Origin of the sequence: Rhodopila sp. (assembly GCF_035548095.1) — a bacterium.
GTDB lineage: Bacteria > Pseudomonadota > Alphaproteobacteria > Acetobacterales > Acetobacteraceae > Rhodopila.
In genome coordinates this window covers 182225-194558 of sequence record NZ_DASZUV010000001.1, presented here as the reverse complement: position 1 = coordinate 194558, position 12334 = coordinate 182225, and the positions used below count along the sequence as shown (strand labels likewise).

The window sequence follows — 12334 nt, the reverse complement described above, 5'->3', positions numbered from 1 at the left end:
GGTCTTTCAGTCGGATCGGGAGCCAAACGGGAGCGGGTCGAACGGAGCAGGGTCCCGTGCAACAGCGCCAGCCGGGACAGGACCATGCCGGCCGGTATCCGGCGCGACGGCAGGGACCGACGCGGTCGCCGGCCAGATGCGGACGGATAGCGGGCCGGGAATGGTAACCGGGGCGGCCGGGGTCAGGGATGCCGCGCCAAACAGCGCGGTGATCGCCTCGTCCGAGAAACCCGGCCAGCGATGCGCCAGCCGGTCCGTCAGGTCCTTGCGGTCATGCTCCGCCAGGTCGACCAGCAGCAGCCGCCCTCCGGGACGCAGCACGCGCTCGGCCTCCGCCAGCGCCAGGCCCGGATCCTCGGCATGATGCAGCACCATCTGCATCACCACGATGTCGAAGGCGGCGCTGGGCAGGGGCAGGCGATACATGTCCGCCAGCCGCACCGAACAGTGGCCCAGCGACGGTTCGGCCAGCCGAGCGCGGGCGAGGGCGAGCATCGCCTTCGAGGCGTCGACGCCGAGACCCTGGCGGATGCGCGGCGCCAGCAATTCCAGGACCCGGCTGGTGCCGGTGCCGATATCCAGCAGCGCGCCGCTGCCCGCGGGCACCAAAGCCAGTAGGGCGTCCTCGGTGGCTTGGGCCGGCAGGCCCAGGGCGCGCATTTCGTCCCAGTCGGAGCCCTTCTGGCGGAAGCTTTCCGACGCAATGCGGGCGCGTTCAGCCAGCACGCGGGCGGCCTGCCGCCGGTCGGCCTCCAGCACCGGGTCGTCCGGCGGCAGGCGGGCGATCAGGTCGCGCGACAGGGCGCCGGCGTCCCCTGGCGGCAGGGTGAACCAGACATTGGAGCCTTCCCGCACCCGTTCCAGCAGCCCGTTCTCGCAGAGCAGCTTCAGGTGCCGGGACAGGCGCGGCTGCGACTGGCCCAGGATGTCGGTGAAGTCCATGACACAGAAGGCGCCGCGCTGCGCCAGGGCGAGCAGGCGCAGTCGGGTCGGTTCGGCGGCGGCACGCAGGCTGGCGAGCAAGGTCTCCATCGTGGCCATCTATGACATAAACATATCCTTATGTCCAGGCGGTCTCAGCGGTGATGGAAACGGGCCACAGCAGAGCTGGTTCGCGCCGCCGGCGCGCGTCCCCCGCCAGCCGCACTGGCGCCGCGATCCGCGCGGACGGCGGCCGCGCGAGCCACATGAACAGCAGTCCGCCCGCGCGACGCGGGCACGGTTGATCAGAGGCTGGCCAGCAATCACCGGCAGTCCGCGCTCATGACGCGGGAACGCCGCGGCGGCGGCTGGCATCACGCGCCAAAGGTGACGCAGACGCACGCGCATGCGGGCGGATGGCAAGGACAGAGGCGTCCGGTTGATCGGCGGAGGCGTCCGGGCGATATGGAAGTCCATGATCAGCGTTGATGAAGCCCGCGACCGCATTCTTGCCGCGCTGCGGCCGCTGCCGGCGGAAACGGTCGGCCTGTCCGCCGGCTGGAATCGCGTCACCGCGGCGCCGGTCGCGGCCAGGCTGACCCAGCCGCCGGCGGATGTCTCGGCGATGGACGGCTATGCCCTGCGGGCCGCCGATGGCGGGCTGGGCGCAACCCTGCGTGTCATCGGCGCCGCGCCCGCCGGCCATCCGTTCGGCGGCCGGGTCGGTGCCGGCGAGACGGTGCGCCTGTTCACCGGCAGCGTCGTGCCGGAAGGCGCCGATGCAATCCTGCTGCAGGAGGATGCGACGCGCGATGGCGATCGCGTCAGCGTCAACGAAGCGGTCGTCGCCGGCCGCCATATCCGCCGCGCCGGCCAGGATTTTTCAGCTGGCGACATCGTCGTGCCGGCCGGCCGCCGCCTGACCGCGCGCGATATCGGCCTCGCCGCCGCGGCCAACCATCCGTGGCTTGTCGTGCATCGCCGGGCGCGTATCGCCATCCTGGCCACCGGCGATGAGATCAGCCTGCCGGGCGAGCCGATCCCGCCGGGCGGCATCGTGAGCTCCAACTCCCATGCCCTGGCGGCGCTGGTGCGCGCCCTGGGCGGGGAGCCGGTCGTGCTGCCGGTGGCGCGCGACGATGAGGCAACGATCGCCGCGACCGCCGACCAGATCCATGGCATGGACATGCTGGTGACGACGGGCGGTGCGTCGGTCGGCGACCACGATCTGGTGATCAAGGCGCTGCGGGCACGCGGCATGACGCTGGATTTCTGGCAGATTGCGATGCGCCCCGGCAAACCCCTGCTGTTCGGTCAACTCGGTGCCACACCGGTACTGGGCCTGCCGGGCAATCCCGTCTCGGCGCTGGTCTGTGCCATCCTGTTTCTGCTGCCCGCCATGGCCCGGCTGGGCGGGCTGCCAGCCGCCGCGCCGCCATCCATGCCGGCCATTCTGGGCGCTGCGCTGAAGGCCAACGACCACCGCGCCGATCATCTGCGGGCGACCGTCTCCTCCGATTCGCAAGGACGGCTGGTGGCGACCCCGTTTCCGGTCCAGGATTCGGCCATGCTGCGCCGCCTGGCGCTGGCCGATGCGCTGATTCTGCGTGCCCCGCACGCGCCCGCCTTGCCGGAAGGGGCGGAGATTCGCGTCATTCGCCTCGATTCGCTGGGCTTGTGAGCGGCTTTTTCGCTGAAATCAGCCGAGAAACCAAAGGGTTCTTGGTTTTTTCCACAGTTTCGCTTGACGAAGATATGCGAACCTACATAGAACGGCATGCAGTTGCCGGTTTGTTCCGACGACGCTGAACGCCGCAAAGGTTCTCGCGATGTTGACTCGGAAGCAATACGAATTGCTCGTCTTTATCGATCGTCATCTGAAACAAACCGGTTTCTCGCCCAGTTTTGAGGAAATGAAGGAAGCGCTGGACCTGAAGTCGAAGTCCGGCATCCATCGGCTGGTCTCAGCGCTGGAGGAACGCGGCTATCTCGCGCGGCGGCACCATCGTGCCCGGGCGCTAGACGTGCTGCGGCTCCCGGAAAATCTGGCCGCGACGGCGCGGGAAGCGCCTGCCGGCATGGCGGAGCCGCAGGCGGAGTTTTCCGCCGCCGGGTTCTCCCCCAATGTGATCCGGGGCGATTTCACCCCGCGCATCAGCGGCGCCCAGGCGGCACAGGAAGCCGGCGCGATCGAGTTGCCGCTCTATGGCCGTATTGCCGCCGGCCTGCCGATCGAAGCGTTGCGCGACCCCAGCACCACGCTGGACGTGCCGACGGCCCTGCTGGGCGCGGGTGAACATTTCGGGCTTGAGGTCGCGGGCGATTCGATGATCGAGGCCGGCATTCTGGACGGCGACTTCGTCATCATCCAGCGCACCGAATCCGCCGAAAACGGACAGATCGTCGTCGCCGTGGTGGACGACAGCGAGGTGACGTTGAAGCGGCTCCGCCGCCGGGGCAACTCGATCGCGCTGGAACCATGCAATGTCCGCCATGAAACGCGGATCTTTCCGGCCGACCGTGTGAAGGTGCAAGGACGGCTGGTTGCCTTGATGCGCAAATACTGATCGCCAGGCGGGAACGACCGGCTGGCCTCACCCCGGCTCCAATAGGTCCGTCTCCTCCGGTGCCGCCGCTGCGGCGCGGGTTTCGGCCGGCGAGGGGTGCCGGCTGAGGTTGAATGCGCTGTTGATCAGCGCCAGGTGCGACAACGCCTGCGGGAAATTCCCCAGCTGGCGCCGAGCGACCGGATCGTATTCCTCGGCGAGCAGGCCGACATCGTTGCACAGGCCCAGCAGCCGCTCGAAGATCATGCGGGCTTCGTTGCCGCGCCCGATCAATGCCAGGGCGTCGACGTACCAGAAGGAACAGGCGAGGAAGGTGCCTTCCTCGCCGCGCAATCCTTCCACTTTTTCCTCGACCAGGTAGCGGCGTATCAGCCCGTCGGCCATCAGCTCCCGGCCGATCGCCTCCACCGTCCCGATCACGCGCGGGTCGTCCGGGGGCAGGAAACCGACCTGCGGGATCAGCAGCAGGGATGCGTCCAGCGCCTCGCCGCCAAAGAACTGGGTGAAGCTGTTCTTGGCCTCACTGAAGCCCTCGCGGCAGACCTTGTCGTGGATGCGCTGGCGGATAGCGCGCCAGCGGGCGACCGGCGCCTGCATCCCGAACCGCTCTGCACCGCGGATGGCGCGGTCGAAGGCCACCCATGCCATGACCTTGGAGAAGGTGAAATGCCGCGGATCACCCCGTACCTCCCAGATGCTGCGGTCGGGCTCGTCCCAGATGCCTTCCAGGTGGCGTACCAGGGCATATTGCAGGTCCCAGGAGGCGGATGGCCGCGCGAGGCCCAGCGCCGCTTCCTGGTACAACGCATCGATCAGCTCACCATACACGTCGATCTGCAGCTGGGTGCTGGCACCATTGCCGATCCGCACCGGCCTGGCGCCGTGGTAGCCGGGTAGCCACGGGACCTCCCATTCCTGAATCCAGCGTTCCCCGCGGAGGCCGTACAGCGTCTGCACCTGGCTGGGCGATCCCGCCACGCTGCGGTGCAGCCATGCGCCCCAGGCCTGCGCTTCTTCCCGATATCCCGCCTGCATCAAGGCCAGCAGCGTGAAGGTGGCGTCCCGCAGCCAGCAGAACCGGTAATCCCAGTTGCGCTCGCCGCCGAATTCCTCAGGCAGGGAGGTCGTCGGCGCGGCGACGATGCCGCCCGTGGGATTGTAGGTCAGCGCTTTCAACGTCAGCAAGGAACGGACCACGGCCTCATGGTAGGGCCCCTGATAGTCGCAGCGGTTGGACCAACCGCTCCAGACCGCGTCGGCCTCATCCAGGGCGGCGTCGGCATGCGGTGGGCGCGGCACCTCCTCGTGGGATTCCGCGTGGCTCAGAATGAAGCGGGTTCGCCGATCCGCCTCCGCGGTGAATTCGGCCCGGGTGGTCATGGCTCTGTTCCGCAGCCGGACTTCGCTGTACAGCACCAGCTGGTCGGGGCCGGCCACCGCCCGGATTCCCTGGTTGAACCGCGTCACCCAGGGCTCCGCGGAGCCGTAGACGAAGCGGATCACCAGATCGAGCCGCATCGGTACCGACCCGCGCCGGCCCTCGACGATCCGGATCAGCGCCTGCTGCTCCACGGCCATGAAGTCGATGATGGCAACCTCGCCGGTAGCAGTCTCATAGACCGTCTCAAGGATCAGGGTGCCGGGCCAGTAGTGGCGCGTGACCTTGGCGTTCGGGTCGACCGGGCGGATCAGCCAGCGTCCGTTGTCCGGCGTCCCCAGCAGGGCGGCGAACACGGCGGGACTATCGAATCGGGGCAGGCAAAGCCAGTCGATCGACCCGCCACGGCTGACCAGCGCTGCTGTCCGGCAGTTGCCGATCAGGGCGTAGTCCTCGATCGCCGCGGGCATCTCGCCGGAGCTGGCGGCACGGCGCCGCTTCACCGCCATCCGTCTATACCCTTTCCGGCATCCGGCCGCCCCCTCACGCGGGGTGGTCCGCGCACGTGCCGCGTTTCAACCGGCATGATCTCGTCATGCGTTCATCCTCGCAGGTCATCGGATGCGCCACTATGGCGGGACGAACGCCGACATGCGAGGGGCCCGTTGCGAGGGAAATCGTCGGGGCCGTGCGGACACCTCGGGGGAACGGCGGCCGGGGGGGCGGCCGCCGCGGCATGTGGGGCAGGCTGGCTCAGGCATGCGATCGGAACGCCGCCTGCGCACAGGCGTTCAGCGGCCGGCACGCTTTTCGTTTTCGGATGACGAATACATCATTTTACGGTCATATTGCGGTGCAGCATTTCTATTGACCCCCGTTTTTAATCGTGCGAGATCGCCTGGTGCTGGCAGCGCGCCTGCATGGTCGCGGCAATGGGTCGGCCGGCCCGATGTGCCTTTGACCAGCCGCAATGGCGGGACGCAGGAGGATCCATATGTCCTCGCCTCACGCATGACAGGACGATGCACATGACCGACCAGACCCCTCACGTCGGCTCTGACCCGCAGAGCTGGTTCGGACCCGCTTCCTTCATGACTTTCGCGAAGCAGGTCTCCGACTACTGGACGGATGCCGCGCAGCGATCGGTGCTGTTCCTGGACGTGCTGCGCCAGCGCGGCAACATCGCGCAGGCGCACAGCGCCCGCCGCGCCCCGAACGTCCTGCACTACCAGGCGGAGCCGCTGATCGACGGGCGGACGCTCGCTCGTCCGGTGAACTATGCCCTGGTGCGGATCGTGCCTCCGGCGGATGTCGTGATAGACCCGCATGCCCGTCCGTTCGTGGTTGTGGATCCGCGCGCCGGCCATGGCCCGGGTATCGGCGGGATGAAGCATGACAGTGAGATCGGAGTGGCGCTGCAGGCCGGGCACCCGTGCTATTTCATCGGTTTCCTGCCCAATCCGGTCCCCGGCCAGACGATCGGGGATGTCTGCGAGGCCGAGGCGCTGTTCATCAGGACCGTCGCCGATCGCCACCCCGAGGCCGATGGCAAGCCGGTCGTGGTCGGCAACTGCCAGGCCGGCTGGCAGGTGATGATGATGGCGGCCGCCAATCCTAACCTGTGCGGACCGATCCTGCTGGCCGGTTCGCCCCTGTCCTACTGGGCCGGCGTGCGGGGCAGGAACCCGCTCCGCTATCTCGGCGGCGCGCTCGGCGGCACCTGGCTGACCGCCCTGGCCGGCGATCTGGGGCACGGCATCTTCGATGGCGCCGATCTGGTAAAGAACTTTGAGCGGATGAATCCGGCCAATACGCTGTGGGAGAAGCAGTACAACGTCTATTCCAAGGTCGACACGGAAGCCGAACGCTACCTGGAGTTCGAGACCTGGTGGGGCAGCCCCGTTCTGCTGAACGCCGAGGAGATGCAGTGGATCGCCGACAACCTGTTCGTCGGCAACAAGCTGACCGCGGGCGAACTACGCACAGGCGACGGAACGCGCCTGGACCTGCGGAACATCCGCTCACCGATCATCGTGTTCTGCTCCTGGGGCGACAACATCACCCCGCCGCAGCAGGCCCTGGGCTGGATCACCGACCTGTATGAGAATGAGGCGGAGATCGTCGCCAACGGCCAGACGATCGTTTACACGACGCATCAAAGCATCGGCCATCTGGGGATTTTCGTCTCCGGCAAGGTGGCGACGCGCGAGCATCAGGAATTCGCCGGCGCCATGGGCATGATCGATCTGGCCCCGCCCGGCCTGTATGAGGCGGTGATTACGGATGTCGGCGAGGATACGGCCAATCCGGAATTGATCCGAGGCCGCTATCTGTTCCGGCTGGAGCGCCGCTCGCTGGATGACATCCGGGCATTCGGCAATAACGATCCGGAGGACGACCTGCGCTTCGCCACCGCCGCGCGCGTGTCGGATGTCAATCTCGCCCTGTACCGGGCCACGCTGGGGCCGGTCGTCCGCATGATGGCGACGAAACAATCCGCCGAGATGATGCGGGCTCTGCATCCCGCGCGGCTCGGCTACAACATCTTCTCGGACAACAATCCGGCGATGCTGCCGGTTCGCGACCTGGCGGAGCGCATCCGCGCCGAGAGGCGGCCGGTCCCGGCCGACAACATGCTCCTCGCAGTGGAAAAAACCGTCTCGGACTGGATCGTCCGCTGGCTGGAAACCGCGGGCAGTGTCCGCGATGCATTGGAGGAACATGCGTTCCTGACGATCTATGGCAACCCGCTGCTGCAGGCGATGGTGGGGTTCCGCGCCGGTGCCGAGGCCACGCTGCGCCGCGCCGACCGCGATGTGGTGCGCGAGGCCATGGAAGCCCACCGCCAGGCGGAGCTGGAAACCAAGTTCGCCGCCGGCGGGCTCGCGGAGGCCATCGTTCGCGCACTGATCTATGTTCGCCTGCCGGATCGCAGCATCGATGAGCGAGGCTTCAATGTTGCCAAGGCGCTATGCGATGCCCAGGCGCAGGGCGCCCGGCTGAGCCAGGCGCGCCTGAAGGACGTGTTCCGTGATCAGTTCCTGTTGCTGACCATGGACGAGGAACGTGCCGTCGCCACCTTGCCGGATCTGCTGCCGGCCGATCCGGCGGCGTGCCGGCTGGCGCTGGCCGATATCCGCAAGGTGCTGGACGCGTCCGGCAGCTTGTCCGAGGAGGCAAGCGGCCGGCTGGCACGGATCGCGGCGATCTTCGAGGCCGGCGCGGCGGCGGCCGATGCACCGGCCGCGCCGCAGCCCGGCGCCGCCAAGGCGGTCCCGGCGGTCCCTGCGGCCGTCCCGGCCCGCGTACCGATGGCGACCAGGCGGGCGCCGGCACGCAACCCGGCCGCCAAGGCACCCGTGGCGAAGCAGGCGGCCGGTTCCAAGGACCGCTCGGATGCCTAACGATCGAATCGTGCCCGCCGATGCCCCCCATCACCGCAAATATGACCGGCTGATCGCCGCCGCTCGGGTGCTGCCCCCCACGAAGACGGCGATCGCCCATCCCTGCGACTTCGTGTCGCTGGAATCGGCGATCGAGGCGAAGAAGCTGGGATTGATCGAGCCGATCCTGGTGGGACCGCCGGCTCGAATCCGGGACGTTGCGGCGCAGTACAAGCTGGATATCGCCGGGATGCCGATCGTCGGTTCAGAGCACAGCCACGATTCCGCGGCCAAGGCCGTCGAGCAGGTCCGGTGCGGCGTGGCCGATGCGCTGATGAAGGGCAGCCTGCACACCGATGAGCTGATGGGCGCGGTCGTGTCGAAGACGGACGGAATCCGGACCGGGCGGCGCATCAGCCATTGCTTCGTCATGGATGTGCCGGCCCATCCCGACCCGCTGGTGATCACCGATGCCGCCGTCAATATCGCGCCGACCCTGGATGAGAAGGTGGACATCGTCCAGAACGCGATCGACCTGGCGCATGCCCTGTCGTTCCCCGAGGTGCGCGTGGCGATTCTGAGCGCGATGGAAACCGTGACCTCCAAGGTGCCTTCGACGGTCGAGGCGGCGGCGCTGTGCAAGATGGCCGATCGCGGCCAGATCACCGGCGCCCTGCTGGACGGTCCGCTGGCGCTGGACAATGCGATCAGTGCCGACGCGGCGGCGGTCAAGGGGATTGTCTCGAAGGTGGCCGGTCATGCCAATGTGCTGGTCGTGCCCGACCTGGAATCCGGCAACATGCTGGCGAAAAGCCTGTCCTTCCTGGCTGGTGCGGATGCCGCCGGGATCGTGCTGGGCGCGCGCGTGCCGATTGTGCTGACCAGCCGTGCCGATTCGCTGACGACACGGCTGGCATCCTGCGCCGTTGCCGCCCTGGTGGCCGAGGCGCGGCGCAGGGCGGTTTCCGTGAGCGGGGATTGAGACCAGCGGCCCGCCCGCATTGACCTGGCACGCGCTTCGTCGCGTGATGGTGCCATGACCGACCACGTCGTTGTCCTGAATGCCGGTTCGTCCAGCATCAAGTTTGCCATCCATGGCCTGGCCGATGGCCCGGCGGCCTATCGTGGCCAGATCGAGGCGATCGGCGTTGCACCGGCCATGAAAGTGCGCGACGCCGCCGGCAAGACGGTGGTGGATGAGAAGCTGGCCGATGTCGGCGGCGACCACAGTGCGGCGGCCAGAGCGCTGGTGCAGGTCATCATCCGGCTGATCGGGGAAGGGAAGGTGGCGGCGGTCGGCCATCGCGTCGTGCATGGCGGCGTCCACTACGCCGCCCCCGTGCGCGTGACCGAGGCGGTGCTCGAGGACCTCGAGAAGCTGGTGCCGCTGGCCCCGCTGCACCAGCCGCACAATCTGGCGCCGATCCGGGCCATCGCGGCGCATCGGCCGGATATGCCGCAGGTCGCCTGTTTCGACACGGCATTTCACCGGCACCAGGCCCCGGTCGTGCAGGCATTCGGCCTGCCGCGCCGCTATTACGACCGGGGCGTTCGCCGGTACGGCTTTCACGGCCTGTCCTATGAGTATATCGCGAGTTGCCTGCCGCCGGAGATCGCCGGTGGCCGGGTCGTGGTGGGACATCTGGGCAACGGCGCCTCGCTGTGCGGCATGCACGATCGCGCCAGCGTCGCCAGCACCATGGGGTTCACCGCGGTCGAGGGCCTCGTGATGGGCACGCGGTGCGGATCGGTCGACCCGGGGGTGCTGATCTACCTGATGGACACCGAGGGTATGGACGCGCGCGCCCTGGAAGCGCTGGTCTATCGCGAATCCGGCCTGCTGGGGGTTTCCGGCGGTCTTTCATCCGACATGCGGACGCTGCGCGCCTCGGAGGCGCCTGCGGCGAAGGAGGCGATCGCGCTGTTCGTTCACCGTATCGTGCGTGAGACGGGATCGTTGGCCGCCGCGATGGGCGGGCTGGATGGCATGGTGTTCACCGCTGGCATCGGTGAGAACGACGGCGCCACGCGGATGGAAGTGATGCAGGCATGCGCGTGGCTGGGTATCGCGCCCGATGAAAGTCGGAACGCCGCCGGCAAGGGAAGGATTACCAAGGACGGTTCCCGCGTCGGGGCCTGGGTGATCCCGACGGACGAGGAGCGCATGATCGCGCGTCATACCAGGAAGGTTATCGGACTGACGTGAGGGAAGGCGGCGGCGCTTGGCCGCCAAGCGTCGGGTCGACCGTCGTGCCGCGGTGGCGATGCGGAACCGCGGAACGCCGGGTCGTTTCTGATGCAGTCCAAATTTGACGATCGTCGGGGTGGCGTGGCCATGGCCGGTCATCGGGGGTGCGACCGCCGATGTCCGCGCACGGTCCCGCCTGAAGACCGGGAAAGGTCCCTGGTGCCCTCGATCGCTCTCGTTTGTCCTCCGTGCTGAATCCTTTACGCCCTGCTTCGCGTATCCTGTGGTGCAATGCGGTATTCACGGTGACCCGGAATCCCCCATTGCACGCGCGCTTCAGGTTCCTCATTGTGCGGGAAAGGTGAAAGGGATCGCGATGAGTATCCTGCGCCGGGAGGAGAAGCGTCGGAGAGATGCAGGAAGCGCTTTTGGATGTGCGTGGCGTAGCGATCCGCTTCGGCGGTGTGGTCGCGTTGGATTCGGTTTCGTTTGATGTTTATCAGGGACAGATCGCAGGTCTGATCGGCCCGAACGGTGCCGGCAAGACGACGCTCTTCAACTGCCTCAGCCGCCTTTACCAGCCGCATGAGGGTGAGATCCTCTTTGAAGGGACCTCGGTTCTTTCGACACCGCGGCATGCGATCGCCAAGCTGGGCATCGGCCGTACATTCCAGAACGTCGCCCTGTTCGATCGCATGACGGTTCTGGAAAACGTCATGGTCGGGCTGCATGGCGAAACGTCCGCCACCTTGTTTGCCAGCGCCTTGCGCCTGCCGTCGGCGCGCCGCGAACAGCAGGCGGCGAAGGAGCGGGCATGGGAGCTGATCGATTTCATGGACCTGCGCGCTTATGCCAACTGGCTGGCTGGCGGCCTGCCGTTTCCGATCAGGAAGCGCGTCGAATTGGCACGGGCATTGGCCGCGCGTCCGAAGCTGCTGCTGCTGGATGAGCCGGCCGCGGGATTGAACCACGATGAGGTCGCGGTGCTGGAAGGCCAGATCCGTCGCGTCCGCGATGAGCAGGGTGTCACGGTGCTTCTGGTGGAGCACCACATGTCGCTGGTCATGTCGGTCTCGGACAAGGTCGTGGTGGTGAATTTCGGCCGCAAGATCGCCGATGGGCGGCCGGATGAGGTGCGCCGCGATCCGGAGGTGATCCGCGCCTATCTCGGCGGTGCGGTCTGATGGCGGCGTTGCTTGAGATACGCGGCGTGAGTGCCTGGTACGGCATGATCCGCGCGCTGTACGATCTGAACCTGACGGTTGAGGAAGGCGGCGTCACCGCGCTGCTGGGCGCCAACGGGGCCGGCAAGACCACGACCTTGCGGGCGATCATCAACATGGTTCGCCGCAACGGCACGATGGTGCTGAGCGGGGACGACATTTCGAAGTGTGCGACAGAAACGATCGTGCGCCGCGGCGTCGCCCAGGTACCCGAGGGGCGGGGCACGTTCGTCGGCCTGACGGTGGAGGAGAATCTGCGTCTCGCGCTGCACACCCGCAGGAGCCGCGCCGCCGCACTGCGTGACATGGAGATGGTGTACGACCTGTTTCCCCGCCTGCGGGAACGGCAGAAGCAGCAGGCCGGAACCCTGTCCGGCGGAGAGCAGCAGATGCTGGCGGTCGGTCGGGCCTTGATGCTGTCCCCGCGCCTGATGTTGCTTGACGAGCCGTCCTTTGGACTCGCCCCTCTTGTCGTCCGCGAAATCTTTCAGGTTCTTGCCCGGATCAACACGGAGCAGAAGGTGGCCATGCTGATCGTCGAGCAGAACGCCGCATTGGCGCTGGAACTCGCGGACACGGTGTACCTGCTGGAGACGGGCCGGGTGGTGGCGTCGGGACCATCGGACCTGGTCCGCAACGACGAAGCGTTGCGTAAAGCCTATCTGGGGTATTGA

The 12334-nt window shown here is 67.3% G+C and carries 9 protein-coding genes; 7 read left to right on the top strand and 2 right to left on the bottom strand.

The features are described 5' to 3' along the window. Window positions 1-6: 6 nt before the first annotated feature. On the bottom strand, window positions 7-1041 hold the full coding sequence (locus tag VHC04_RS00835; protein ID WP_325676946.1) for an ArsR/SmtB family transcription factor: 1035 nt from the start codon (window positions 1039-1041) through the stop codon (window positions 7-9). A 355-nt stretch (window positions 1042-1396) separates the two neighbouring features. On the opposite strand from VHC04_RS00835, the gene glp reads away from it, so the two are divergent. Beyond that, complete coding sequence (gene glp, locus VHC04_RS00830; RefSeq protein ID WP_325676944.1) at window positions 1397-2602, top strand: gephyrin-like molybdotransferase Glp; 1206 nt, start codon at window positions 1397-1399, stop codon at window positions 2600-2602. Window positions 2603-2750: 148 nt separating this feature from the next. Further along, on the top strand, window positions 2751-3488 hold the full coding sequence (lexA, locus tag VHC04_RS00825) for a transcriptional repressor LexA (protein WP_325676942.1): 738 nt from the start codon (window positions 2751-2753) through the stop codon (window positions 3486-3488). Between the two features lie 27 nt (window positions 3489-3515). Here lexA and VHC04_RS00820 read toward each other — a convergent pair whose 3' ends face one another. Further along, window positions 3516-5375 (bottom strand): glycoside hydrolase family 15 protein, encoded by a 1860-nt coding sequence (locus VHC04_RS00820; protein ID WP_325676940.1) that lies wholly within the window; start codon window positions 5373-5375, stop codon window positions 3516-3518. Window positions 5376-5894: 519 nt separating this feature from the next. Between VHC04_RS00820 and VHC04_RS00815 the strand changes: the two genes are divergently transcribed. The 5 genes from VHC04_RS00815 to VHC04_RS00795 all read left to right on the top strand — a co-directional run bounded on the left by VHC04_RS00815 (window position 5895) and on the right by VHC04_RS00795 (window position 12334). Further along, window positions 5895-8270, top strand: coding sequence for a DUF3141 domain-containing protein (locus VHC04_RS00815; RefSeq protein WP_325676938.1), 2376 nt, complete (start codon window positions 5895-5897; stop codon window positions 8268-8270). After that, on the top strand, window positions 8263-9231 hold the full coding sequence (locus VHC04_RS00810) for a phosphate acetyltransferase (protein WP_408903761.1): 969 nt from the start codon (window positions 8263-8265) through the stop codon (window positions 9229-9231). The genes VHC04_RS00815 and VHC04_RS00810 overlap by 8 nt, the downstream gene beginning before the upstream one ends. A 54-nt stretch (window positions 9232-9285) precedes the next feature. Then, window positions 9286-10455, top strand: coding sequence for an acetate/propionate family kinase (locus VHC04_RS00805; protein WP_325676936.1), 1170 nt, complete (start codon window positions 9286-9288; stop codon window positions 10453-10455). Between the two features lie 395 nt (window positions 10456-10850). Continuing rightward, window positions 10851-11621: an ABC transporter ATP-binding protein gene (locus VHC04_RS00800; protein WP_325676934.1), complete on the top strand. Its 771-nt coding sequence runs from the start codon at window positions 10851-10853 to the stop codon at window positions 11619-11621. Then, window positions 11621-12334, top strand: coding sequence for an ABC transporter ATP-binding protein (locus tag VHC04_RS00795; RefSeq protein WP_325676932.1), 714 nt, complete (start codon window positions 11621-11623; stop codon window positions 12332-12334). The genes VHC04_RS00800 and VHC04_RS00795 overlap by 1 nt, the downstream gene beginning before the upstream one ends.